This window comes from Pedobacter zeae (genome assembly GCF_014196715.1).
In the GTDB taxonomy this organism is placed as follows: Bacteria; Bacteroidota; Bacteroidia; order Sphingobacteriales; family Sphingobacteriaceae; genus Pedobacter; species Pedobacter zeae.
In genome coordinates this window covers 852,019-877,843 of the sequence record NZ_JACIEF010000003.1, presented here as the reverse complement: position 1 = coordinate 877,843, position 25,825 = coordinate 852,019, and the positions used below count along the sequence as shown (strand labels likewise).

The 25,825-nt window shown below is 39.9% G+C and carries 28 protein-coding genes; 9 read left to right on the top strand and 19 right to left on the bottom strand.

From position 1 onward, the window contains the following. The first annotated feature begins 2 nt into the window (after positions 1-2). The 3 genes from GGQ60_RS16850 to GGQ60_RS16840 all read left to right on the top strand — a co-directional run bounded on the left by GGQ60_RS16850 (position 3) and on the right by GGQ60_RS16840 (position 5,443). Positions 3-1,040 carry an HlyD family secretion protein gene (locus GGQ60_RS16850; RefSeq protein WP_183766536.1) on the top strand — a complete coding sequence of 346 codons (1,038 nt, stop codon included), beginning with the start codon at positions 3-5 and terminating at the stop codon, positions 1,038-1,040. A gap of 7 nt (positions 1,041-1,047) precedes the next feature. Next, a complete protein-coding gene (locus GGQ60_RS16845) occupies positions 1,048-2,595 on the top strand; it encodes a DHA2 family efflux MFS transporter permease subunit (RefSeq protein ID WP_183766535.1) in 1,548 nt (515 codons plus the stop codon). A 262-nt stretch (positions 2,596-2,857) separates the two neighbouring features. Continuing rightward, positions 2,858-5,443 (top strand): phosphoenolpyruvate carboxylase, encoded by a 2,586-nt coding sequence (locus tag GGQ60_RS16840; RefSeq protein WP_183766534.1) that lies wholly within the window; start codon positions 2,858-2,860, stop codon positions 5,441-5,443. A gap of 246 nt (positions 5,444-5,689) precedes the next feature. Here GGQ60_RS16840 and GGQ60_RS16835 read toward each other — a convergent pair whose 3' ends face one another. The 5 genes from GGQ60_RS16835 to GGQ60_RS16815 form a co-directional block, all read right to left on the bottom strand. Then, positions 5,690-5,938 (bottom strand): DUF6952 family protein, encoded by a 249-nt coding sequence (locus GGQ60_RS16835; protein WP_183766532.1) that lies wholly within the window; start codon positions 5,936-5,938, stop codon positions 5,690-5,692. After that, positions 5,938-6,246 carry a thioredoxin family protein gene (locus GGQ60_RS16830; protein WP_183766530.1) on the bottom strand — a complete coding sequence of 103 codons (309 nt, stop codon included), beginning with the start codon at positions 6,244-6,246 and terminating at the stop codon, positions 5,938-5,940. The genes GGQ60_RS16835 and GGQ60_RS16830 overlap by 1 nt, the downstream gene beginning before the upstream one ends. Before the next feature lie 14 nt (positions 6,247-6,260). Beyond that, positions 6,261-6,893 (bottom strand): peroxiredoxin, encoded by a 633-nt coding sequence (locus GGQ60_RS16825; protein WP_183766528.1) that lies wholly within the window; start codon positions 6,891-6,893, stop codon positions 6,261-6,263. A gap of 177 nt (positions 6,894-7,070) precedes the next feature. Further along, a complete protein-coding gene (locus tag GGQ60_RS16820; RefSeq protein WP_183766526.1) occupies positions 7,071-9,452 on the bottom strand; it encodes a S9 family peptidase in 2,382 nt (793 codons plus the stop codon). A gap of 159 nt (positions 9,453-9,611) precedes the next feature. Further along, positions 9,612-10,787 (bottom strand): FAD-binding protein, encoded by a 1,176-nt coding sequence (locus GGQ60_RS16815; protein WP_183766524.1) that lies wholly within the window; start codon positions 10,785-10,787, stop codon positions 9,612-9,614. 252 nt (positions 10,788-11,039) lie between these two features. On the opposite strand from GGQ60_RS16815, the gene GGQ60_RS16810 reads away from it, so the two are divergent. Beyond that, positions 11,040-11,564, top strand: a complete 525-nt coding sequence (locus tag GGQ60_RS16810; protein WP_183766522.1) for a YfiT family bacillithiol transferase — start codon at positions 11,040-11,042, stop codon at positions 11,562-11,564. Beyond that, positions 11,561-12,037, top strand: coding sequence for a DUF6265 family protein (locus tag GGQ60_RS16805; RefSeq protein WP_183766520.1), 477 nt, complete (start codon positions 11,561-11,563; stop codon positions 12,035-12,037). Before GGQ60_RS16810 ends, GGQ60_RS16805 begins: the two co-directional genes overlap by 4 nt. Before the next feature lie 162 nt (positions 12,038-12,199). On the opposite strand, the gene GGQ60_RS16800 is transcribed toward GGQ60_RS16805, so the two are convergent. From GGQ60_RS16800 to GGQ60_RS16765, 8 genes are all read right to left on the bottom strand, one after another. Then, positions 12,200-12,919, bottom strand: a complete 720-nt coding sequence (locus GGQ60_RS16800) for a heavy-metal-associated domain-containing protein (protein ID WP_183766517.1) — start codon at positions 12,917-12,919, stop codon at positions 12,200-12,202. Between the two features lie 240 nt (positions 12,920-13,159). After that, positions 13,160-13,984, bottom strand: a complete 825-nt coding sequence (gene ygiD, locus GGQ60_RS16795) for a 4,5-DOPA-extradiol-dioxygenase (protein WP_183766515.1) — start codon at positions 13,982-13,984, stop codon at positions 13,160-13,162. 122 nt (positions 13,985-14,106) lie between these two features. Continuing rightward, on the bottom strand, positions 14,107-14,679 hold the full coding sequence (locus tag GGQ60_RS16790) for a YceI family protein (protein ID WP_183766513.1): 573 nt from the start codon (positions 14,677-14,679) through the stop codon (positions 14,107-14,109). Between the two features lie 226 nt (positions 14,680-14,905). Next, the gene (locus tag GGQ60_RS16785; RefSeq protein WP_183766511.1) at positions 14,906-15,466 is read right to left on the bottom strand and encodes a helix-turn-helix domain-containing protein; all 561 of its coding nucleotides are present in this window, start codon (positions 15,464-15,466) and stop codon (positions 14,906-14,908) included. Then, positions 15,466-15,969 (bottom strand): DUF3347 domain-containing protein, encoded by a 504-nt coding sequence (locus GGQ60_RS16780; protein ID WP_183766509.1) that lies wholly within the window; start codon positions 15,967-15,969, stop codon positions 15,466-15,468. Before GGQ60_RS16780 ends, GGQ60_RS16785 begins: the two co-directional genes overlap by 1 nt. 5 nt (positions 15,970-15,974) lie before the next feature. Next, entirely contained in the window at positions 15,975-16,787 is an 813-nt protein-coding gene (locus tag GGQ60_RS16775; protein ID WP_183766507.1) for a transporter family protein, read from the bottom strand. A 1-nt stretch (position 16,788) separates the two neighbouring features. After that, positions 16,789-17,325 (bottom strand): heavy-metal-associated domain-containing protein, encoded by a 537-nt coding sequence (locus GGQ60_RS16770; protein ID WP_183766505.1) that lies wholly within the window; start codon positions 17,323-17,325, stop codon positions 16,789-16,791. 110 nt (positions 17,326-17,435) lie between these two features. Next, positions 17,436-17,897, bottom strand: a complete 462-nt coding sequence (locus GGQ60_RS16765; RefSeq protein WP_221235984.1) for an HYC_CC_PP family protein — start codon at positions 17,895-17,897, stop codon at positions 17,436-17,438. 34 nt (positions 17,898-17,931) lie between these two features. On the opposite strand from GGQ60_RS16765, the gene GGQ60_RS16760 reads away from it, so the two are divergent. The 4 genes from GGQ60_RS16760 (at position 17,932) to GGQ60_RS16745 (ending at position 21,889) form a co-directional block, all read left to right on the top strand. Continuing rightward, complete coding sequence (locus tag GGQ60_RS16760; protein ID WP_183766502.1) at positions 17,932-18,630, top strand: peptidylprolyl isomerase; 699 nt, start codon at positions 17,932-17,934, stop codon at positions 18,628-18,630. A 197-nt stretch (positions 18,631-18,827) separates the two neighbouring features. Next, positions 18,828-19,595, top strand: coding sequence for an exodeoxyribonuclease III (locus tag GGQ60_RS16755; RefSeq protein WP_183766500.1), 768 nt, complete (start codon positions 18,828-18,830; stop codon positions 19,593-19,595). An 88-nt stretch (positions 19,596-19,683) separates the two neighbouring features. Continuing rightward, positions 19,684-20,925 (top strand): imidazolonepropionase, encoded by a 1,242-nt coding sequence (gene hutI, locus GGQ60_RS16750; RefSeq protein ID WP_183766498.1) that lies wholly within the window; start codon positions 19,684-19,686, stop codon positions 20,923-20,925. After that, positions 20,918-21,889 (top strand): formimidoylglutamase, encoded by a 972-nt coding sequence (locus GGQ60_RS16745; protein ID WP_183766496.1) that lies wholly within the window; start codon positions 20,918-20,920, stop codon positions 21,887-21,889. The genes hutI and GGQ60_RS16745 overlap by 8 nt, the downstream gene beginning before the upstream one ends. 130 nt (positions 21,890-22,019) lie before the next feature. On the opposite strand, the gene GGQ60_RS16740 is transcribed toward GGQ60_RS16745, so the two are convergent. The 6 genes from GGQ60_RS16740 to GGQ60_RS16715 form a co-directional block, all read right to left on the bottom strand. Next, positions 22,020-22,178 (bottom strand): hypothetical protein, encoded by a 159-nt coding sequence (locus tag GGQ60_RS16740; RefSeq protein ID WP_156131537.1) that lies wholly within the window; start codon positions 22,176-22,178, stop codon positions 22,020-22,022. Between the two features lie 5 nt (positions 22,179-22,183). After that, positions 22,184-22,744, bottom strand: coding sequence for a 5-formyltetrahydrofolate cyclo-ligase (locus GGQ60_RS16735; RefSeq protein WP_183766494.1), 561 nt, complete (start codon positions 22,742-22,744; stop codon positions 22,184-22,186). Positions 22,745-23,034: 290 nt separating this feature from the next. Continuing rightward, positions 23,035-23,595, bottom strand: coding sequence for an elongation factor P (gene efp / locus GGQ60_RS16730; protein WP_183766492.1), 561 nt, complete (start codon positions 23,593-23,595; stop codon positions 23,035-23,037). A gap of 119 nt (positions 23,596-23,714) precedes the next feature. After that, positions 23,715-24,275 (bottom strand): elongation factor P, encoded by a 561-nt coding sequence (gene efp, locus GGQ60_RS16725; protein WP_183766490.1) that lies wholly within the window; start codon positions 24,273-24,275, stop codon positions 23,715-23,717. A 453-nt stretch (positions 24,276-24,728) separates the two neighbouring features. Then, complete coding sequence (locus GGQ60_RS16720) at positions 24,729-25,343, bottom strand: ABC transporter ATP-binding protein (protein ID WP_183766488.1); 615 nt, start codon at positions 25,341-25,343, stop codon at positions 24,729-24,731. Positions 25,344-25,348: 5 nt separating this feature from the next. Beyond that, the gene (locus GGQ60_RS16715; protein ID WP_183766486.1) at positions 25,349-25,810 is read right to left on the bottom strand and encodes a GNAT family N-acetyltransferase; all 462 of its coding nucleotides are present in this window, start codon (positions 25,808-25,810) and stop codon (positions 25,349-25,351) included. Between the last annotated feature and the right edge of the window lie 15 nt (positions 25,811-25,825).

The window sequence follows — 25,825 nt, the reverse complement described above, 5'->3', positions numbered from 1 at the left end:
CAATGACAACTGAAAAGAAAAAAAAGAACATAGTAGTACCCATCATTTTAGGTGTCTTACTAGTAATAGGTATAATCTTCGGGATTACTGAGTGGAATTATTATAGCAAACACGTAGATACTGATGACGCTCAGATTGATGGCGATATCAGTCCTGTTGTTGCTCGGGTAGGCGGTTATGTTAAAGACATTAATTTTGAGGAAAATACACATGTAACCGAAGGTCAGGTTTTGGTTAAACTTGATGATAACGATTATAAAGTGAAATTAGAGCAGGCAGAATCGGGTCAAAAAGGTGCAACAGCTGGTGTAGGGGTGGCTCAATCACAAATTATAGCTACCCAGGCCAATACCAGCACAGCTAAAGCAAATGTAGAAGCAGCGAAAGTTAAATTAAACTTAGCTCAAAAAGACTACGATCGATATGCTAACCTGGTAAAAGATGGATCGATTACTCAACAGGCTTTCGATCAGGCCAAAGCAGCTAAAGAATCTGCACAGGCAGCTTACCAGGCAGCGGTTGATCAATATAATGCTGCGGTTAAACAGGTTGGTACTACGCAATCTCAATTGGCTGTAAGTAACAATGTGATCAGCCAGCGCCAGAGTGATATCGATTTTGCTAAACTTCAGTTATCATATACTGATATTAAGGCTCCTGCTACCGGCATTGTTTCTAAAAAGAATGTGCAGAAAGGACAATTGGTTCAGGCTGGTCAGTCTTTATTTTCGATCGTAAATGACGGAAGTATTTATGTAACTGCAAACTTTAAAGAAACCCAGTTGGAGAAAATCAAGGAAGGTTCTAAAGTAGAGATCGAAGTTGATGCCTATCCTGATGAAAAAATTGAAGGAGAAGTATACAATTTTGCTCCAATTACCGGTGCAAAAGGGTCTTTATTGCCGCCTGATAATGCAACAGGTAACTTTGTTAAGGTGGTTCAGCGTGTTCCGGTAAAAATCAAAATTCATCCATCAAAAGAACTGTTGGCTAAATTACGCCCAGGTATGAGCGTTAAAGCTTCAGTAAGCACTAAATAAAATTAAAATGGCCGAAGTAGGTTTAAAAAAGTGGATTATTACGTTTACCGTAATCACGGCTTCCTTGTTGGAGCTGATTGATACAACGATTGTAAACGTGGCAATACCACAGATACAGGGAAACCTGGGTGCCACCCTGGAGGATGTGGCCTGGCTTTCCACCGGCTATGCGGTAGCAAACGTTATCGTGTTGCCAATGTCGGGCTGGTTGGGTAACCGGTTTGGCAGGAAAAATTATTTTCTTACCTCCATTATTGTTTTTACACTGGTTTCTTTTTTGTGCGGAAATGCAACCTCACTGGGAGAACTGGTTCTTTTCAGGATAATCCAGGGTTTAGCTGGCGGGGGCCTAATCTCGACTGCTCAGGCGATCCTGATCGAAACCTGGCCACGTGAAGATGTTGGTATTGCAACAGCCCTATTTGGTTTGGGTGCGGTGGTTGGACCTACTGTTGGGCCTACCATTGGTGGTTATATCCTGGATGTGAGTTCCTGGCCGTGGATTTTTTATGTGAACATTCCGGTCGGAATAGTCGCGGCCTACTGTACGTACACCTTTGTGCGGGCCACCCCGAAAGAAGGGCAGGGTCAACCTGTCGATTGGTGGGGTATCGCATTACTGGCTGTTGCAGTAGGTAGTTTGCAAACGGTGTTGGAAAAAGGAGAGAGCGAAGACTGGTTCGCAACGCCATACATTACAGCTTTGGCCGTAGCATCGGTATTTGGATTATTGCTTTTCATCTGGAGAGAAATGAGTACCGACCATCCGATCGTAAACTTTAAAATTATGCGCCACAGGAGTTTTGCGGTGGGTATGTTTACGTCTTTCGTGCTGGGATTTGGCTTATACGGTTCAGTATTCGTATTCCCGGTATTCTGTCAGAACCTGCTGGGCTTTTCGGCCCTGCAAACCGGAGAGTTGCTCTTTCCGGGCGGTTTGTGTACCATTATCATGATGCCTTTTATCGGTATTATGCTTAAGAAAGGCATTCCGGCCCAGTTTATGGCAACCGGTGGGATGTTTTTGTTCTTCGTATTCTGCTGGATGCTGAGCAATTCGACCTTACAGTCAGGAACAGGCGACTTCTTCCTTCCTTTGGTTATCCGCGGTATTGGTATGGCCCTTTTGTTTGTACCATTAACAACCTTAGCGATCCAGGATTTGAAAGGGGCCGAAATTGGCCAGGGTTCGGGTTTGAATAATATGATGCGCCAGTTGGGTGGCTCTTTCGGTATCGCCGCTTTAACCACTTTGATCCATATTCGCTCAGGTCTTCACAGAAGTAATCTGTTAACCAATGTGAATGAATATAACCCTGCATTTTTAGAACGTTTTAATACTTTAATTAAGGGATTTATGGCCAAAGGCCAGAGTTTATTTGAGGCTAAAATTATGGCCACAAAAGCGATGGAAGGAATTGTTACCAGGCAAACCATGTTACTTACTTATGACGATGCGTATTGGGTGGCAGGCTTGATCATGCTGTTTTCAATCCCATTACTTTACCTTCAAAAGTTTAAGAAAAATGCAAACATTCCTGCCGATGTACACTAAAATTGGCAACGAAACCGCCTAAATAATGGCAAAAAACAAAAACAGCCGGTGTATTTTATCACATCGGCTGTTTTAACCCAAAAAATTAACAATCAATGCAATGCCCTTAAACATTGCAAATGTTCTTACTTAACCACATGGTGGCCAAATAAGATTTTAAAATTAAAATTTATTCTACAATTTTCCAAATTGTAAGCCTTAGAATTTTAATACCTTACGCATTTTTTGTAGTATTACGGGATACAAAACCATTGCATAAGCCATGCCTAAACTTCGTTTAACGACACAACGAGAATCTATTTTTAACAATGAGGTAATCTCAAAATTCGAACTCTTTAACAGTTTATTTCTCACCCTGCCTTTTTACAAAATTAAAGACACCGGAACCTTACTTCCTCTGTTTTTTAAGAGCTGTGAAGAGGGCATTGCAAATGGAGAAAAACCTGCACAGATTATCGAAGGTTTTTTTGGCAAATACACCAGTTATACCGACCGAAAGGATATCATTGATTTGCTTTTCAGGTTCATTCAATACATCGAACGGCAGGTAGTACTTTTCGATGCCGTAGAAGATGCTTCTTTTACCAAGTTAAATACCACCGATGAGCAGAGTACACTGGCCTTTACCTTAAAGAAAAATGCCGATAATAAACCTGTGCTGGCAAAAATCGAGAAACTGATCGATGAACTTTCACTCCGTTTAGTATTAACGGCGCATCCTACCCAGTTTTATCCGGGCAGTGTGCTGGCGATTATTACCGATTTAACCAAAGCCATCAGGGATAACGACATTATTTCGATGAACTCGCTTTTACAGCAACTCGGTAAAACCCCGTTTTTTAATAAAAAATCGCCTACTCCTGTAGATGAAGCATTAAACCTGGCCTGGTTCCTCGAAAATACTTTTTATTTTGCTGCTGCGAATATACAGGAAGAGATTGATCAGAATCTTGACGAATATAACCTGGAAAGCAAAAAAATTCTCGAGCTTGGCTTTTGGCCAGGTGGCGACAGGGACGGGAATCCCAATATCCACGCCGATACCACTTTAGCGGTTTCTAAAATGTTGCGCCAGATCCTGTTCCGTTGTTATTACCGCGATTTCAGGGTGATTAAACGCCGCATCACTTTTAGAGGCGTGGAAGAAAATATTGCAAAACTGCACGATGTACTTTATCAGAATGCCTTTGATCAAAGCTGCGAACCTCACGATATTTCAGACGAGTTAAAGGAAAACCTGAACAAGATCAAAGAAACGTTACTGGCCGAGCACGAAGGCCTGTTCGTCGACCTGGTTAACAACCTGATCCGAAAAATTGATTTATATGGAAATTACTTTGCTTCACTTGATATCCGCCAGGATAGCCGCGTGTTGAGGAAAGTACATGCGTATTGCCGTGAAAATAAACCGATCTCTTCTCTGTATCCTGCCGATTATGATAAACTTTCGGAAGCTGAAAAACTGAAACTCATTTCGTTTAAAGAAGCCACAATTGCATACTCAACCGAGGCCGATGCATTAACAAAAGATACGATAGAGGTAATTAAGGAAATTAAAGGCATCCAAAAACGCAATGGCGAAAAGGCTTGTCACCGTTTTATTATCAGTAATTGCCAGCAGGCAAGTGATATTTTACAGTTAATCGAACTTTTCCTTTGGAATGGCTGGAGCAAGGATTCACTTACCATTGATTTTGTGCCGCTTTTCGAAACCGTTAACGATTTAAAAGGTGCTGCCGAAATTATGGATACGCTTTACAGCAACCCTTTCTATAAGGCACATTTGGCCAGCCGTGGCAATAAACAGGATATTATGCTCGGTTACTCCGATAGTACCAAAGATGGAGGTTATTTAATGGCCAATTGGTCTATTTTTAACGGCAAAACATCCCTTTCTGCGGTGTCGGCTAAACACAATATCCAGTTGGCATTTTTTGATGGCCGCGGCGGACCGCCTGCGCGTGGTGGAGGTAAAACCCACCGTTTTTATGCCTCGATGGGTAAAGAAATTGCTAATAAAAACATGCAGTTAACCGTTCAGGGGCAAACCATCAGTTCGCAATATGGTTCGGTAGAAAGTGCTGAGTTTAATATCGAGCAATTGATCAATGCCGGCCTAACTTCCGGATTGAAAGAAAAACACAACATTCTGCTTGATCCTGAAAATAAAGCATTGCTTGATGAAATGGCTGAAGAAAGTTATAAAGCTTTTGTCGACCTGCGCGAGCACCCGTTGTTCGTAAGTTATTTGGAGAAATTATCACCCTTAAAACTACTGTCGCAGGCAAATATCAGCAGCCGGCCGGTAAAAAGAAACGGTGGAGGCGAGATGAAACTCGAAGATTTAAGGGCCATCAGTTTTGTAACTGCCTGGAGCATGCTGAAACAGAATGTACCTGGTTTTTATGGAATGGGAACGGCATTAAGAAGCCAGGAAAAAGCCGGGAACTGGGATAAAGTAGTTAAGGTTTACGAAGATTCTGATTACCTGAAAACCATCGTGGATAACTGTATGATGAGCATGAGCAAATCAGATTTTGTAATTACAGCCCATTTGGCGAACGATAAGGAGTTCGGTGCTTTTTGGACCCAATTGCATGAAGAGTTTAAATTAACCAAAGAGATGCTTTTAAAACTCTCCGGACAGCCAACTTTAATGGCTAATTATCCTATAGATAAAAAATCGATCGCCACACGGGAAAAAATTATCCTGCCACTGGTATTGATCCAGCACTTTGCCCTGGAGAAACTGCAGCACGATGAAAACCAGAAATACCAACATGCCTTAGAAAAGCTAGCGGTAAGAACGGTTTTTGGTATTGTAAATGCGGGAAGGAATTTAGCTTAACTTCCTGCTAAATCTGTAGGTTTTAAAGAACAAGCTATCAAAGGTCTGTGCCCGCACAGGCCTTTTTTATTACCTCTGTCATTCTGAGCGAAGCGAAGAATCTGCAATCGAAGAATTAGATAACCGAGACAAAAGCTTCTTCACTGCGTTCAGGATGACAAGTCATTTATAAAAAAAATCCCCTGCAGATCTTTTCATCTACAGGGGATTTTTTATTCGAAAAAGCCCGATTAAAGTTTAAGACGATTATCTGTCAATCGAACCCATTACTTTCTGGCCGAAAGCATTTAATGCGTCTTTTTCGGCGGCACCTTCACTTACCATCTGGTGCACTTCCAGCGCACCACAAATGTTGGTAATCATTTCGCCTGCCACATCAATCTCATGTTCACTAACACCTCTAAATTCGCAAAAAGCCTCTAATACCTCTAAAGTATTCTCCAGTTGTGCAGGAGTGGTGTTTTGAAATAATTGTCTTATAACTGGAATCTTCATTACTTTATCTTATTAAATAGTTCAATCAACCCTTCTGCTTTGTTGGTTTGTACCTGATCTACCAAAGCACCACCTTCAAAAGCTGCAAAAGTTGGTAAATTATCAACGTTTGCAAATTTGCGTGAGTTCGGAAGTTTTTCGGCATCAACAATCAGGAAAGTCACATCTTCATTTTCCGAAGCCAGTTTTTTAAACTTGGGTTTCATGATCCGGCAGTTACCGCACCAAGATGCCGCATACTGAACCATCACCTTTGAATTATCGGCCAGGTATTGCTGAAGATTATCCTCTGTTAATTCTAAAAACATAATGTTTTGTTTAATTAGTTAGCGGCTAAGTACTCAGCTACGCCAGCTCTGTTTGCATTCATGGCTTCTTTTCCTTCTTCCCAGTTTGCCGGACAAACTTCTCCGTGTTTCTGCACGTGGGCATATGCATCAATTAAGCGTAAATATTCTTTAACGTTTCTGCCCAGTGGCATATCGTTAACACTTTCGTGGAAAACTTTACCGGTTTCGTCGATTAAGTAAGTAGCCCTGAAAGTTACGTTTGAACCTGAGAAAGATTCGTTTCCTTCTTCGTCGTAGTTAACTTCCTGATCTAAAATATCAAGTATACCAGATAATTGTCTGTGTGTATCTGCAAGGATCGGGTAAGTAACACCTTCAATACCACCATTATCTTTTGGCGTATTTAACCATGCGAAGTGAACTTCATTGGTATCGCAAGATGCACCGATTACAATTGTATTTCTTTTTTCAAACTCAGGTAAAGCCGCCTGGAAAGCGTGTAATTCGGTAGGGCAAACGAAAGTAAAATCTTTTGGATACCAGAACAATAACACTTTACTGTTTTTATTTACAGCTTCTTCAAATACGTTGATTTTCAAGTCATCACCCATGTCTGACATTGCATCAATACTAACACTCGGGAATTTTTTACCTACTATTGCCATAATTTTTTGTCTTTAATTTTGTGCCACAAAGGTAAGGCTAAAACAAGTGTATATCAACCCCGTTTTACCAATAGTTAATTGTATTTATTGATATCGATATAGATGAAAACTATATTGTTTGTAAAAAATATAACAGCGTTCTATTTTTGTTTGTTGTTGACAGACTTTTATTAAATACTACTTCTTCAATGTGTTCTCATACAGTTTAAATATTCTTTTATACTCATCCGTCCAGCTGCTTGGCTCAACAAAACCATGGTCTTCTACCGGATAAACGGCAAGCTCCCAATTGTTTTTGCCCAGCTCGATGAAACGCTGCGTTAGGCGCACAATGTCCTGAAAATGAACGTTTACATCCACCATTCCATGTGCCATTAAAAGATTTCCCTTTAATTTATCGGCGAAGTAAATCGGCGAACTTCTTTTATAAGCAATCGGATCGTTATAAGGTTCATTTAAAATATTTGAGGTATAGCCATGGTTATAATGCGCCCAATCGGTAACCGAACGTAAGGCAGCACCACTGGCAAAAACATCCGGTTCGTTAAACATGGCCATTAAGGTAATAAAGCCGCCATAAGAACCGCCATATAAACCCACATGCTTGGGGTTAACGCCATATTTCTCTACCAAAAACTTAACACCGTCTGCCTGGTCGGTTAAATCTTTTCCACCCATATGGCGGTAAATACCGGTCCGGTGATCGCGGCCATAACCAGAACTTCCGGTGTAATCGATATCAATTACAGTGTAACCATTGTCGGCCAGTAAATTATTAAACATAAATTCGCGGAAGTAGGTACTCCAGCCAAAGTGTACATTCTGTAAATAACCGGCACCATGCACAAAAACTACGGCAGGATGGTTAGCGTGTGGATGGTCTGATTTATAAACCCTTGCATAAATATCTGCACCATAACGATTTTTAAACGTAACCATGTCTGGTTCCCGCCATTGGTAAGAATTAAATTCTGCTGAAGTAGATTGCGTTACCTGTATGGCTTTAGCTCCTGCTTTATTGGCTTGGAGGTATAATTCCCCTGGTTTATTCATGTAAGAATAATTAATGGCCAGGTACTTTTCGTCAGGAGAAAGGGTAATGTCGTTCAAGCCTTTCATCGTGGTAAGCTGTACAAGTTCGCCACCATTTACACTGATTTTAAAGAAATTGGTAATTCCCGGATGTTCTTTGTTAGCCTTGATATAAAATGTGCTTCTATCTTTCGACAGCTGTACCGATTGAACTTCCCATTTACCGGAGGTAAGCTGTTTTTTATCGCCCGTAGCTACATTTGCTACATAGAGGTGCGAGTATCCTGTCGCTTCGCTTTGATAATAAAAGCGGTTATTATCGATCCAGCCTGTACTGCCCTGGTAAAAACCACTAATACCCGGACCGCCAATCCAAGCTTCATCGCGCTGCCGGTCGATCAAAGAAAAACGCCCTGTTAAAGCGTCCAGTTTCAAAATCCAGCGGTCTTTATTATCTGTAGAAGTAGCCACTACAATTGCAGAACTTCCATTATCGTTCCAAAGCGGGCCAAAGAAATTTACAGGCCTGTCGGCATTTTTCTTTTTTAAGGTATCCAGTTCTTTTGGATAATCTTTCAGGTAATCGGGCAGGTCTTTTATGCCTGTGATGGTCGAAGTCTGAATCGCGTAAACCGTATCCCTTTGCGTATCATATATAAAACCCTGTGAGATGTTTTCATTTTCGCCAACTTTTGTTCTGCCCGGAATATCTTCGGTATAACCTGAGGATGTAATGTAGTTCGGAACAATGGTGTTGTGGTTATTCTGTGCCGGCGTAGTTAATTTATAAGAAATAAAACGGCCATTTGGGCTAATGATCACGCCATTTAAAAACTTATCTTCCGTATAGAGTTCTTTTAATGTTTTGGTGTCTGTAGAAGGATTACCAAACCGGGCCCTTCCACGAAAGCCGTTTTTAGCTTCGGCATTTCGTTTTTTAATGATATCGAAAAGTTCGGCCTGTTGTGCTTTTAACCATTTATCCTGGTCTGTAACAGATTTGCTTTCTGCCCTTCCGGCTTTTTTACCTTTAACAAAATTGCTAAGCTGTTTGGTTTCGGCCGATTTTAGATCAACAGCGAAAAGATTATCGCCCAATTGATAAACAACATTTCCATTGGTTAAAAAAACCGGGTTGCTTTCCCTTTCCTGCGTATTGGTTAGGCGCGTTTCCTTATTCGTTTTGAAGTTCTGCAAATAAATATCCCCGCTTTTTTCAACTAAACCAAGTGAACGATCGGCATTGTAGGTGTAATTTAAGCTCAATAATTTTTCATCTTCCTTTTCTGCTGCTTTAACAGGTTTAGAAGAAGTGGCCGAAACTTTAAATAGTTCTTCTTTGGTTTTATTTTCAGGATTCCAGTTAAAGTAAAGGGTTTTGCTATCCGCAGTCCAACGGAAATTGGCTGGTGCCATGCCGATCCATTTTGGATCGCGCATTATTTTTTCGACGGTTAAAGGCGCTAATTGTTGTGCAAAAGTATATCCGCCCGTGCAAAGCAAAAGTAAAAGTAAATATTTCTTCATGAATTTTAGGTTTGGATGCAATTTAGGCAAAGCACAAACTAATTTTAAAAGGAAATGGAAATGTTACAACACCTTGTTGATAAAAATTAGCGGTGGTGCACAGAATTTATGGAGAAGCTTGGGTATATTAATCTATTTATGCAAATTTTTGGTAAAAAACTAACGAATCACCCTTCCGGTTTTATCTACATTTACATCATCGAATGGTTTTAGGTATTCGTTGATAATGACTGAAAATTCGCGCCGGGTAAGCACCTTTTTAAGGTCGTAGCTGGATTTGAACCTGTAACTCTTGTCCCATTTCTTCTGGAGTTCTGCTTTTGTGGCCTCAACTGATTTATTACCCACGTAGCAGACCAGCGAAATGGTGTTTTCTAAATTAATGGGGATATTCCGGTGATCATCAAACCAGAGCTGTGCCTTGTAATAATATTCTTTGATCGGTTCCTTGATTTCGGCATATAAAACCTCTTTTTCAGGATTAAAATAGGCTTTGTTCTGCTTAATTTCTGCTTTGATAATTCCTGTTATTCCTACCTTTTGAATCGCCAGCCAATTAGAATCGGCAGGTTTTACATCCGCAAAGGGCATTACTGCATGTTTGTAACTTAATAATTCGCCCTGAATTCTTTTTAAATTCGATAAGCTGGTTTTGGTGTCGAAAAATGCAGCATAAGCAGCTGTTGCCCCGGCTGCCGGCCCGATCTCTAACTGATCGGCAGGAATATAAAGCAGGTTTTCCTGATTTGGAATCAATAGGCTGTAAAGCGATAAAAAATTGGCCCCGGTTGAAGTAACACCGGCTACAGAGGTACGGTAAGTATTTTCATTATAATTTAAAGGACCTGAAGAAGCCGCACTTAGGGAATTAATTTTTAATGCCGCGATCAGCTTTTCGGGATGATCTGCCAGGACAAGGATTTTGGCTTTAATGCTTTTATCTTTGGTTAGTTTCACTTCCCAGCCGCTTCCTGATCGTTTGATCTCGGTATAAGGGGTATTGTTGATTACATTTAAAAGCAGTGTGCTGTCTACAACAATTACTTTTGTTTGGTTCTTTTTCTCAGGCTTTTGTTTCGGGCTTTCGAAGCTTTTTGCATTTTCGGTTTCACGTTTTAAAAAAACCTGATAGAAAGCCTTGGCTGCGGTTACCTTATTTAAATCCAATTGTTCTTTTTGAGTGAGCAGAATGGTTTTTACCCCTGATTTAAAAGATTGAAAAGATGCGGCATAGGCCGCGTTGCCGCTGCCGATAACCAGTACATCTGTTTTTAAGGTTTGGGCATGGATAACCAGGGGAATTATGAATGCGAAAACAAAAAACAACCTTTTCATCTTTGATTATTAAAATTTGCTGCAATATGCTTTAAATGAATGAAATTTTAATGAATCGCAGCCATTTTAACTAAATTTAACCTATAGTTTCATGAAAATCGATTTTGAGGTAAAGCCAAAGTCATGCAATTGCATGACAGATACAAAACTGGTTTTGAAATTATAGTAGCAACATCAATAGCGGCAAGCATTATATCTTTTTCTCTTGATCTTTGCGCTTAAAAAATCGATAATTCTCCTTATTTTGGTTTCATGGATTTAGAAAAACTCAAATATCCCATCGGTCAGTTTGCCATGCCTGATGTTTTCGATCAAAAACAGGTAGATGCCTGGATTTCTGAAATAGAGGCATTACCTGGCCAGATTAAGAAGACGACAGAAAATTTAACCGATGAAGAGCTGAATCAACCTTATCGCCCCGGAGGCTGGACATTGAGGCAGGTTGTTCATCACGTTCCCGATAGTCATCTCAATGCCTACATCCGTTTTAAACTGGCTATCCCTGAGGATGTGCCGGTAATCAGGCCATATGATGAGGAGCGCTGGGCAGAAACCGAAGAGGCCAAAAATGGTAACATTCAGCTATCGCTTGATTTATTAGCCGGTTTACATACCCGTTGGGTTGCTTTTTTAAAAACATTGAGAATAGAAGATTACGAAAGAAAATACATTCATCCGGCCTACACACAAGAGCTCACTTTGGCCAATATGCTGGGTATGTATGCCTGGCATGGAAAACACCATTTGGCACACATTACCAACGCCCTAACAAAATGAAAAAGATCTATTTGTATTGCCTGATTTTAATTCTTGTTGGTTTTTATAGCAATATTAAAGCACAACAAGCACCATTAAGAATCTTTTCTTTTGTACTTGGCTCATGGGAAATGCAAACGCCAAAAGGGAAGATTGTAGAACAATGGAGCGTGGGCGCTGATAAAACATTGAGTGGGAAGAGCTACCGTGTAAATATGAAAGGAGATAGCGTACTTACTGAGGTATTACAGATCAGAACAATTGGAAAAGATATTTTTTATTGTTCAACTGTCGCTAATCAGAACAATGGAAAAGAAATTTGTTTTAAACTGATTTCTACAAAAGATCAGATTTATATTTTCGAAAATAAGGAACACGACTTCCCGCAAAGAATTGTGTATCAAAACAAGGGAAAAAGTGAAATGCTCGCCTGGATTGAAGGTGAGCTTAATGGAAAAAGCCGAAAATCAGAGTTTGGATATAAGCGGCAATAATCTTTTACATATGTAAATAGATAAGGATTTTATTGAAAAAGGATTGAAATCTAAACACAAAGAGCTTGGAGATGCCTTGTGCTTGTAAGATAGAAAAGCCGGATGATATTGTTGCCAGAAATTCCGGCTTTTCCACTTGACGAGCTTTTGACTAAAATTCAACTACATTAAAACCAACATGGCCGCACTCATGACAATCATCATGGCATCTTCAACGATGGTTACTGTACTCATGGGCAGGTTAAACACGGCGCCCAGGCAAGCACACTGAATTTTCTTTTTGTTTAAAACGCTTTCTAACACACCAAGGATACTGATGGTCATTACGATCAGGGTAACCCAATTCACAATAACAGGCGATAGGTTTAATGCAAAGGATAAGCCTAGTCCTAATTCGATAAAAGCATAGATATAACCCCACGCGCTGAATTTTTTAGCCACGATATCGTACATGGCATAGCTTTCGGCAAAGGCTTTTAAGTTGAGCATTTTAAAGAAAGAAAAGGTAAGAAAGAAGCCGGCCATAAAAATGCGCATAAATAACATAAAACCGATGGTATTACCCTGCCACGAAATCACTAATGATATTGCGGTTATGTATCCGAAGATCAGCAGAATGGGTTTGTAGGTTTCCGCCCATGATTTTGCTTCTTCAAATGTTTCGTTATGATGTGTGGCAGAAATTTGATATTTACTGCCGGCACCACCCAAAGCTTGCTGCAGGGTATCCAAGCCAACATGTTTATCCATACTGATGGTAGCAGTATTGGTGTCTTTAGAAACCTCCACTGAGGTTATATCCGGTAAAACAAGCAGGTTGCTTTTAACTTTATTTTCGCAATTGCCACAGGTCATGCCAGTGATTTGATAGGTATGTGTCATGATTAAATTCTTTATACAAATTTACCGCTTCATCAGCCGGTAAGCGTTACAGAATAATCATAAAGTTTTATAGAATTTTGTGTTACCATTATACTATAGAACATGGGGCTTTTCTTCAAGCTACTTTTAAAGAGCTAAAACAAGTTGTTTGGTGATTCGTTTCTCCCTAAACCCTAAACCCTAAACCCTAAACCCTAAACCCTAAACCCTAAACCCTAAACCCTAAACCCTAACCCTAAATTACCCCACCAGCACAGAGGTCATGGTTAATGAGCCGCCCACCGCTTTATCATTAAAAAATGAAATCTCTTCCTTATCATTTTTCATTCCAAGGGTATAAATAAGTGGTAAATAATGTTCCGGAGTAGGAATGGCCAGCATCGCATCGCTGCCCAGGTTTCGGTAATTGATTAAAGCGTTATAATCTCCGTTTGCAATTAAATTTTTGAACTTATCGTTCATTTCAATCGCCCAATCGTAACCACCTCCGTTAATCATTTCCCAGCTCAGCATGCGCAGGTTGTGAACCATATTGCCACTGCCGATAACCAGTACGCCTTTTTTGCGGAGCGCGTAAATTTCCCTGGCAATTTCGTAATGTTGGGCCGGCGATTTGGTATAATCGATACTCAATTGTAAAACCGGGATATCTGCATTGGGATACATGTGCCTTACCACGGTCCAGGTGCCATGATCCAGGCCCCAATCGTGGTCTAAGCCAACAGGAGTTGAATGGATTAAACCCGGTATTTCTGCTGCCAGTTCCGGGTCGCCCGGTGCAGGATATTGAACGTCGAAAAGAGCCTGCGGGAAGCCACCAAAATCGTGGATCGTGCTGGGGAAATCCATCGCAGTTACAAAAGTGCCGTGAGTGTACCAGTGTGCAGATACCACCAAAACTGCTTTCGGAACAGGGATATGTTTGGCCAAATCTACCCAACTCTGACTAAACCCATTGTTTTCGATGCCGTTCATTGGTGAGCCATGGCCAATAAAAACCGTTGGCATTAAATCTGTTTGGGGCAAGCGTTGAGTAAAGTTTCTGAATTGAGATAGTGCAGACATAATATCGGGTTTGTCATGCTGAGCCTGTCGAAGCATCTACATGCATTTCGACAAGCTCAATGTGACAGATTTATTTAAATTTTTACCAGATCATCAATATGGAGAAATAATGATCCTATATTTTATTTCCCCTGAACAAATTCAAGGTTTAATTTGATCGCAACATCTTTTGCTACACCCGCGCCGGTTGGATCATATTTAATATTATAATCTAAACGGTTAATGGTTGTAGTTGCACCAAAGCCAGCTTTGGTATTGCCTTGCTGATCTTTAGCTGTGCCACCATAAACAACAGCAAACTTTACATCTTTGGTTACGTCGCGGATGGTTAATTTACCACTTAACTCATAATTATTGCCACTTAACTTCTTGAAAGAAGTGCTTTCGAATTTCATGGCAGGAAATTTCTCCGCATTAAAGAAATCATCGGTTTTTAAGTGACCATCTCTCATATCAACCCCCGTGGTAATGCTGTTAACATCTACTGTAAAATTGATTTTAGCATCGGTTAAATCCGGTTTAGCCGCGGTAACCGTTCCATCGAATTTTTTGAACGAACCATCAACAAAAGAGATCCCCATGTGTTTAACCGAGAAGTTTACGAATGAGTGCATCGGATCTATTTTCCAGCTGGTTTGAGCGAATGATGCCACACTGATTGAGGCAGCGATCAGAAATAATAATAATTTTTTCATAGCAAGTAATTTTATTACAACAAAATTAGCTGATTATCAATCAGTCTGTCTTGACTTATGATAAGAAATTGTTTGGAGAAGTTGGTTAATCGGTTAACTGATGAATAGCTAAATGGTTAATGGTTTTTTGGTTCATAACTCATAGGTATAGACGATCAACCACGATCTATCTAACCATTAACCATAACTTCCCCATCATCCATCTTACCTCTTCCATTTTAGAACCTTAAACCTCGTCAAGGGTTTTTCTGCTATCTGTTGACGCAGCCTTATAAGCAGAAGGTGTAATGCCGGTTACTTTTTTAAATTGTGCTGACAGGTGCGCTACACTGCTGTAATTTAGCTGGTAGGCAATTTCGCTCAGGGTAAGTTCGGCATAAGTGAGCATTTCCTTTGCCTTTTCTATTTTTTGAGCAATGAAATACTTCTCAATTGTTTGGTTTTCGACCTCCGAAAAAATGCTGCTTAAACCCGTATATTCCAGCTTTAATAGCTCGCTGAGGTAAGCAGAGAGATTGATTTTTAAAGGTTCTTTGGTATAATGTACCAAGTTGATAATGGCGGTTTTAATCTGTTCTGAAATCTGGGTTTTCTTATCTTCCAGTAATTCGAATCCAAAATGATTAAGGCGCTCCGCAATCCTGATTTTATCTTCGCCGGTAATATTTTCGGCCAGGCTAACCTCTCCAAGTTCAACCAATAATGGTTTAAAGCCGAGCTTTTCCAGCTCGGCCTTAACCACCATTTTACAACGGTTGCATACCATATTTTTGATATGGAGTTTCATTAGTTCGATTTTATGGTTTCAGAAACATCACCACAATCAAACATCATGCTTCCATAATAAGGGTTTTCGATGTTTTCTTTTTCGTTTAACCAGCTGGCTTTAGCCATTGGGCAATGTTGAACATAAACGGTCTGGCTGTTAAATTTCAGGCCTTTCAGTGTTTTGATCATCGCATAAGAAATCCCTTCGAACGATTTACGCTGGGCTTTGATATCTTTTCCGGCGGCAAGTTCGGCAGCTTTAGCTTTAATTACTTTTGCCTGTCCCATCCAAAGCATATGTTGCGCAGCGGGTAAATCTTTATGCGGGATAGCCTCAACTTTGGCCGATAAAACTTTTACTTTCTCGGTAGCCAAATCTTTTTTATCTGTAGCCAACGCATTTTTAACATCATAATAAGCGCTCAGCAGCTGATTAAAAGCGGCATCAGTTTTACTTTGTGCAAAGGTAATTTTAGTCGTAGCGATGGCGATTATAGCCATCATGATCATTATTTTTTTCATTGTTATTATTTTAATACGTTAAAGAAATTAAATTCTGCGCGAAGCAGGTACATGTTTTTAGTGTACCGGTTATCCATATTTCCGGCAGCCTGAAAACGATAGCCTAAATCGATACGGGTTTTACTGTTTAAGATCATCTGTACGGCTGGGGCAATATCTAAATAAGATTGACCACTCTTTGGATCAGTTTTGCCCAGTAATTCTAAATATACATTAAAATTTGGCTGCTTGTAATCCTTATAAACCACTGGTAAGACCAAATAACCCGATGATAAACTATAGGATAGCATATTCTTTGGCTGTGGCATTCCGGCGATTTGCCTGTCGTGGTTTTCGAAAGCATGTGCATAACCCAGGGTTGATGACAATGCCAGTTTATGTAGAAGCTGGGTGAAAATCAATCCTCCCTGTACGCCGCTATTGTCGCCCTCCAGATTAATGTCCCTGGTATATGTTGGCCTTCTGCTGGTGCTTATCCTTCCAAAAGCCGATGCCCTGAAATGGCTATGTGTTTCATCCAGCGATAAGAAACGGTATTTCGCATATAAACTACCTCCCTCTAAGCGGTATTTTCCATCCATATCGGATAAAAAAGCCTGTGTATGCATCATCAGGTTTTTATTAAAACCGATCATCACTTCCGGAATGGTGCGGCTTACATAACCGGGATAATTGAACATGCCCTCGTTGGTTATCCTTACACCGATTGATTTGGTAGGCATATTGCTTGCCGGTTCAGTAAATACATATAATTCTTGTGCTGCAGCGATGCTATAAACACCGATAAGCATCAGTGCCAATACGAATATCTGCTTCATCTTAAGAAAGAACTAAATGGTAAATACGGGTTTTTTTGCCGTTTACTACTCCTGTGCCGCTTGCATAAGCATCAGAATTAGCCGTTGCGGCCTGTTTTTTAAATGCTGAACCTGAAATGAAATCTTTATCCACCACACTGGCCTTTACGGCACCACTAAGTGTTTTACCTTTTACATTTACAAAGCGGTACACGTTGCCGTTAACAACAGCCTGGCCTTTATCATCTACTTTTACCTCGTTAAAATTGAAAATAACGGTTAAACCGCCTACTGAAAAACCCGCATCCTGAACTTTTCTGCGAACTTGATCAAGATTAACATTGGCATCTTTTTTAAAGGTTAAAACAAATACGTTTTTATTTAAATCGGGTTTTATACTGCTGATGAAATTTAAGGTTTCTAAAGATTTTTGAGTAGCGTTTGAGCACATTGAGCAGGTTAAACCTGTTACCTGTAGATCGGCTGTAGCTATTTGTTGTGCCGAAACATTAACGGCGAAAAACAGCATCATGATGCTGAATATTTTTATGGCTTTCATGATTTTTTGAATTAGAAATTTTTAAACTGTTACTTCCCATCATCCATTTGGGTGGGTATGGTAAAATTGGTCCTGAAACCAGTTCAGGATGCCGAAGAGCACAGAAAATCCTAATTCCTAAAAATGCAATTGAAAATGTGCAAAGCAATCCGCGAGGAGAGGGGCGGTGCTTTATTTGGGATAGTTGTAAAAAATTTTGGGGTAATATTGGCTAAAAATGCTAATACTGGCGGGTGAAGAAAAAGCTGGATAGAGAAAAGCTTTGGCATTTGTACCGCCGCCCCAGCCTGATGGCTATCTTTAACTTTAACAGTTACCTGTGTGTTTTTACAACAACCATCATCTTTTTTGTCAGCAGGAATATCTTTGCAGAATTTGCACGCAGCCTCATTGCTAAAAAGTTTAACGTTTTCGAGTTTACCCCCACAAAAATGAAGACTTAAAGCCAAACCCATCACACTAACTGTATAGAATACAGCCAAAGAAAGTGCTATTTTTTGCTTTAACTTCATGATTACAAAGGTAAAGCAAAAATTATTGAATAACGCAGTTATTTCTTTACTGAATTTCATTTTTTAGCTTAATTTAGCCTCAAACATCAATTAAATGAAGAAAATAGTATTATTCCTTTGCGCTTTTTCTGTGCTTTCTGCCTTTGCTGCAAAGCCGAAGAATCAATATGTGCGCATTAAAACCGAATTTGGAGAATGTATCGTTAAACTATATAACCAGACGCCTTTACACCGCGATAATTTTTTAAAATTGGCTAAAAGTGGTTATTATAACGATCTTTTGTTTCACCGGGTGATCAAAGATTTTATGATCCAGGGAGGCGATCCGGATTCCAGGAATGCCAAACCCGACTCTTTATTGGGCAATGGTGGGCCAAAATATACCATACCTGCTGAATTTAATGATAGTTTGTTTCATAAAAAGGGTGTTTTAGCCGCAGCACGCGAAGGTGATGATGTTAATCCGGCAAAAGCATCAAGCGGTAGTCAGTTTTACCTCGTGCAAGGAAAGGTTTTTACCGATCAGCAGTTAAACAGCCTGGAAGAGAAACGGTTAAAATTTAAAATTCCTGAATGGCAACGGGAGGTTTATAAAACCATTGGGGGGACCCCGCATTTAGACCGGAACTATACCGTTTACGGAGAAATTGTGGTTGGCCTGGATATGGTAGATAAAATAGCGGTTTTGGCGACCGATAAAAACAACCGCCCAAAACAAGACGTGAAAATGGAAGTTACCGTTTTAAAAAAGCGGGAAGCGAAAAAATTGGAAAAGCGGCTGTTTCCTGGTTAATTAAATGAAAGCTTCTTGATTGGCGTCATCTCGAACGGAGTGCAACGAAGGCCGAGAGATCTATGGAGGCAGATCTCTCCATTCCACTGCATTACAGTCGAGATGACGATCGTAAATAAATATCACGAATTGGATTGCCAAGCATTTATGCAATTAATTTCTAAATTTACCGCCCACAACAAATTGAAATTTATTGAATGAAGATTATTTCCTATAACGTAAACGGGATTAGGGCGGCAAGTACCAAAAATTTTTTTGGCTGGTTACAAGCTACAAATGCTGATATGGTCTGTTTGCAGGAAGTAAAGGCAATGCCTTCGCAAATCCCTGAAATTATTGCACTGATTGAGCAGCTGGGCTACCATCATTATTGGTTCCCCGCAGAAAAAAAAGGATATAGTGGCGTAGCCATTTTATCTAAAATTAAACCCAACCATATAGAATTTGGCTGCGGTGAAGAATGGATTGATAAAGAAGGCCGGATTTTGAGGGCTGATTTTGACAATTTCTCCTTAATGAGCTTATATATGCCCTCCGGGTCGAGTGGTGATGAAAGGCAGGTGAAAAAATATGAATTTATGCGGTTTTTTGATCAATATATCGGCGAATTACGCAAAGAATACCCAAATTTGATCGTGAGCGGCGATTATAACATCTGCCATACCGCTATTGATATCCATAATCCAAAATCGAATGCCAACTCTTCGGGATTTTTACCTGAGGAAAGGGAATGGATGCAATTATTCTTGGATAATGGTTTTATTGATACTTTCCGTCATTTTAATAAAGACCCACATCATTATACCTGGTGGAGCTATCGCGCAGGATCAAGGGGTAAGAACCTGGGTTGGCGTATCGATTACCATCTGGCAACAAGGCCTATGGAAAACCGGCTGAAAAATGTAAGGATTTTACCCGATGCTATCCATTCAGACCATTGCCCGGTGCTTCTGGAAATAGATTAAGTTTGGGGTCAACCGGTTAATTGTTTAAATCGGTGAGATGTAATTAATTAACCAATTTATACCATTTGAACAATTAGCCTTTATAAAAATGCTGATCACCAATATAAAAGGCCTTGTGGGCCTTCATCCTAAAGATAAATTAGTGCTTCGTGGCGCGCAACTGGATCATTTACCCGTGCTTGAAAATGCCTGGATCTTAATAGAAGATGGCTTAATAAAAGATTTCGGTGAGATGGGCTCAATGCCTTCTCAAATCTCAAATCTACCATCTCCAATCTCCGCGAAAGGCCGCTATGTTTTTCCCTCCTGGTGTGATAGCCATACCCATATTGTTTTTGCCGCCTCACGTGAAGAAGAATTTGCGATGAAAATACAGGGAAAAACCTATGAAGAGATTGCCGCAGCAGGCGGTGGAATTTTAAATTCAGCCAATAAACTTCAAAAAGCTACCGAAGACGAATTGTTCGAAAGTGCCGCCATGAGGTTAAAACAGATGATCCTGCAGGGAACGGGAGCGGTTGAAATAAAAAGTGGTTATGGCTTAACTACCGAAAGTGAAATCAAAATGCTCCGGGTTATCCGCAGGCTGAAAGCTCATTTTTCAATTCCTATAAAGGCAACTTTTTTGGCTGCACACGCCTTTCCTGCTGAATTTAAGAACGATCACCAAGGTTATATCAACCTGATTATTGAAGAAATGTTACCCCGTATAGCGGAAGAAAAGCTGGCCGATTATATAGATGCTTTCTGTGAAAAAGGATTTTTCTCCGTAGAGGAAACCGATCAGATACTCAAAGCAGGTGCAAAATATGGATTAAAGCCCAAAATACACGCCAACCAGCTTTCGGTTTCGGGAGCTATTGAGGTTGCGGTTAAAAATAAAGCCATTTCGGTCGATCATCTGGAAGAAAGTGACCCTGAAACCATTGAGACATTAAGAAATGCCGATACCATTGTAACATTATTGCCTTCATGTTCGTTTTACCTAGGTATACCATTTGCAGATGCTAAAAGCTTTATTAAAGCCGGTTTGCCTGTGGCTTTGGCTACCGATTACAATCCCGGCTCAACACCTTCAGGAAATATGAATTTTGTAGTATCGCTGGGTTGTATTAAAATGAAAATGTTCCCGGAGCAGGCCATTAATGCAGCTACTTTAAATGGTGCAGCAGCAATGGAGCTAAGCAACAGCCATGGAAGCATAGCCATTGGGAAAAACGCAAATTTATTTATCACAAAACCAATGCCCTCTATAGCCTATTTACCATATAGTTTTGGCGAAAGCCAGGTTGATACGGTGATTTTAAACGGTGAGATTTATCATGGATAAGCTTAAAATACTTTCACAAAGCGACATTGACCATTTAATTATCCAGCGTGATGGCGAAACCAGGCTTGGTGAAAGGGTTAATATCTACAGGCATGACGTAATCTCGATAGATGGGTTAAAGGCGAACGATTCAAAATTTGTGTTGCTGGGCATCCCTGAAGATATAGGAGTAAGGGCAAATGCGGGTATTGCTGGTGCCGCGTCGGCATGGCGAACCAGTTTAACCGCTTTTCTGAATATTCAGAGTAACCGCTTTTTAAATGGTGAAGAAATTTTGGTTTTGGGTTATTTCGAAATTGATGAGCCTGAAGAATCCACAATTAAGGCATTAAGAAATAAGGTAGCTGAAATTGATGAATTGGTTTATCCTGTGATCGAAAAAATTGTAGCTGCAGGGAAAGTCCCAATAGTAATTGGTGGAGGTCATAATAATGCTTATGGAATAATTAAAGGCACTTCTTTAGCCTATAAGGGGCCGATTGATGTACTGAATGTAGATGCGCATGCCGATTTGAGGGAATTAGAGGGCAGGCATAGTGGAAATGGGTTTTCTTATGCGTTAAAAGAAAACCATCTTGATCATTATTTCATGTATGGCCTGCATCAAAATTATAATAATGAGGCAATATTAAGTCAGATTGAAAGCAATCCTAAATTAAAGGCGGTATTTTTTGATGATATTTTAATGGATGCCGGTAATAATGGCCACTTTGACGAATTCGGGCCGGTTACAGGTTTGGAAATCGATTTGGATTGTATCCAAAATGTGCTTTCGAGCGCCGAAACGCCCTCTGGATTCGAAGTTAATGATATTAGAAAACTGATTTTAATGCATGCCAAGAAATTTTCTTACCTGCACCTGTGCGAGGGCGCCACACGCATGCTCGATGGGAGGGTGAGTAAGCTCACGTCTAAATTAATTGCCTATTTGGTGAGTGATTTCGTAAAAGCGCATATTTCTTAGGTTTAGCCACGGATGCAGGAATTATTTCGCTAGTCTCGTCATCCTGAACTTGTTTCAGGATCTTTCTTGCTGTAAATACCTTTTATATAGACCCTGAAACAAGTCAGGGTAACGAACGTATATGAAAAACCTACAAATGCTCTGCTTCGTATTTCTCGCCAGCTTTTAGCATCAGTTCAATCTGCTTTAAATCATCGGCAGTCAGTTCTTCCTTCTCTTGCAATTCAAACACGGCAATCATATTGTCTTCGTATTGCTTTTCGGTTTTAATAACGATCTCCTGCGCCATTTTACTTAAAATTTTATTATTCCTGTAGGTGTGATGCAAAAATCCAAACGGACGTCATGTTCATTCACATCGTCTATTTTTTCAATTGCAGGGTACAAAGATAAGCCTATTTTCTGAGCATTTATATTTTGCAGAAAACGATCGTAAAAACCTTTTCCATATCCTGCACGATAGCCCTGTAAATCGAATGCTAAAAGCGGAACAATGACGAGGTCAATTTCACCTTCATATGGTTTCCCTTTTTGTGGCTCAAGAATATGGTAAATATTTTTCTTTAAATCCCCGGATCCGATATATTCGTGATGGGTCATCAATGCTGTTTCGAAATCTGCTTTAGGAACAATTATTTTAATTTCAGGATGGTTTTTGGCCAGCCAGTCAATCATCGGGAAAGTATCAGGCTCTTTCTTTTCGGTAATGGGCAAAAACAGGTGAAGCGTTTTAATTTTGCCAAAATCAAGCGTTTTAAACTGGTTTAAGAGCGCTTGGTTTAAAGCATCATACGTTGCGTCGGTTAGTAATAACCGGTCTTTCAATGCTTTTTTTCTGATTTCGGCTTTTAACATAAAACAAAGATAATATTTTTCAAACCCCGGGGGTTTCGAAAAACCTGCAGGCTTTTGTTAAATAAACCCGATAGCAGCGTAAAACCCGAAGGTGAGGCACGAGCCAAGACTTTGAAGCGAATAGCGGGGCTGTCGTAAACAGAGTGCACTAGCCCTGCTTTCCTAAAAAAAATGACGATTTAAGTCATCTTAATAGATCCAAGAGATACAGTTTCAAAAACCTTACAGGTCTTAAAATAAAAAAAGCCCCTAAAACTAATTTTAGGGGCTTTTTTGGTATTTCGTTTAAATTACTTTACACGCTCAACATAATCGCCGGTACGGGTATCGATTTTAATTTTATCACCCTGGTTTACAAACATCGGCACCCTTACCTCTACACCGTTTTCAAGCGTAGCTGCTTTTAAAGCATTGGTAGAAGTATCGCCTTTAACCGCAGGCTCCGAATAGGTAATTTCAAACTCTGCAAAGTTTGGCAACTGCGCCATAATGGCTTCGTCGCTTTCCATAGAAACGAGAACATTCATTCCTTCTTTCAGGAATTTAATGGCCGAACCAAATAACGCTTTTTCAACATTAAACTGTTCGTAAGTATTATTATCCATTACTACCAGATAATCACCTTCTTCGTATAAATATTGGTAATCGTTGGTTTCAACGCGACAAATTTCTACAACCTCGTCGGTATTCATACGGGCTTCAACAATTCTACCCGATTTGATGTTACGGAATTTACCTGTGTAAAATGCCCCTCCTTTACCCGGGGTACGATGGTTCCATTCGTCAACAGTAACCAGTTCGTTGTTTACACGAAGGATGTTTCCTGTTTTTATTTCTGATGCTTTTGCCATATAGTTTTATTCCCGAACCGGGTTTTATATTTTAATTTTTTGTGACGGCAAAGGTAAAATTATTTTGATAAAAACCTATAAAGGTTTAGGGCATAAGGCTTATCCTGCGCCGCGATATATTATTTTACCCTTTCCATATAATCACCCGTTTTGGTATCAACCTTTACTTTGTCGCCCTGGTTGATAAAAAGCGGAACCCTGATTTCAGCACCGGTTTCTACAGTGGCATATTTTAAAGCACTGGTAGAAGTATCGCCTTTTACGGCTGGCTCTGAATATGTAATTTCAAGCTCTACACTGTTCGGCAATTGTGCCACAATCGGTTCATCACTTTCAAAAGCGATGGTTACGTTCATGCCTTCTTTTAAAAATTTAATCGCACTGCCAAAAAGTAGTTTAGGGATGTTGTATTGCTCGAAAGTATTGTTGTCCATCACCACCAGGTAATTGCCATCCTCATAAAGGTATTGATAATCATTGGTTTCAACACGGCAAATGGTAACCTCCTCGTCGGTACGGAAACGGTACTCTACAATTTTACCTGTTTTTACGTTCCGCATACGGGCCTGATAGAAAGCCCTTAAATTTCCGGGTGTACGGTGGATATATTCTTCTACACTTACCAACTCTCCGTTAAAACGAAGAACGTTTCCGCTTTTTACTTCTGATGCCTTTGCCATTTGATAATGAAATATGGTTTTGTCAATTTTTAAATGCCAAAGTTAAAAAAAATGGTTCATTGGTTCAATAGTCGTTGGTTCATTGGGCTGGGTGCATAATCCAGGCCTGGCAGATTTGATTAATGTTTAGAAATTTAAAATCTGTGAGGTTTTTTCGGACGAGAAAACAGCGTATAAAAGAAATGCCTTTGGGAACCACTCCAAAGGCATAATCAACCTAAACCTCAAACTAAACTATGAAAAACTCTTTGCCTTTTTAGGGCTATTTTTAATTCTGTAATACAGAAAATACAATCATTTCCTTTAAGAGATAATTAAATAAATTTGTTTCTCTTTTTGGTGGTGCAAAGGTAGGTATAATTTTTTAATTGCAAAATTTTTTTTCAAAATTTTGTTTTTAGTACAAATGTATGACAAAACAATGCTTGGAAGAGACTTGAATATGACAATAACTCACTTATAATCTGATATTTGTATCTGTGTAGTGCAAAAATCGTATTCCTGGATCTGGTTGGATCCGATTATCATCAACCGGTCTTTCCCAAAATTTTGGATCAGGTCGCGGTACCAATTTATGCCCTGAACATCTAAATTGCTGGTGGGTTCGTCTAAAAATAAGATCGGCGTATCTGTGCAGCAGGCTAAGGCAAGTTTGGTCCTTTGTTTCATCCCTGAGGAGAAGTATTTAATTTCTTTGTTCCTGGCTTTTTCCAGGCCTAATATGTCGATCAATTTTTTGGCATCGAGCCCGGCCGCAAAATTTTTAAACTTAAAATGAAAATCTATCAGCTCTTTTAAGGTCAGGGTTTCAACAAGTTCAAGGTACGGAGCCGCAAGGCTAATGTATCTGTAAATATTTTCAACAGGGATTTCTTGTGTATCCGAAAATGTAATTTTCCCTTCAGAAGGAGATAGGCTACCGCTTAAAACACTTAATAATGTTGATTTACCCGAACCATTAGGCCCCAATATGGCATAGCTGTTGCCGGATGAGAATTCGGCACTTAAATTTTTGAAGATCCATTCTTTATTAAACCTTCTGCCAATGTGTTCTAAGGAGATGTGCATTTGGATTAAACATTAAGCGATTTGGCCATGCAGACGCTGTTATCAACGCCAATGTACTGGCCATAGTTGGGCGTAACACGATAACCGATTTTCTGATAAAGCGCAAGGGCTTCGGGTTGTTTTTTGCCTGTTTCAAGCACCGTGGCCGAAAAACCTATTTCCATTGCCCAGTTTTCCAATGCGGTTACAATTTTAGCGGCAATCCCTTTATTCCGGTAGTCTGGATGTACAAACATCCTTTTTACTTCGGCTTCTGTAGTAGAGAAAGGTTTTATGGCGCCACAACCAACGGGTATATTGTTTTGGTAGGCAACAATCACTTCTTTAATGGCATCAACCTTGTTAAACTGCGCATAAAAAGTATGATCGTTGCCATCTCTAATCGCTAAATCCTGATCCAGCAAAGCCACCAATTTCCTAAAATCGGCGTTACCTGAATCTGTTCTGATTAGCGTTAGATCACTCATGGATATTTATTTGAA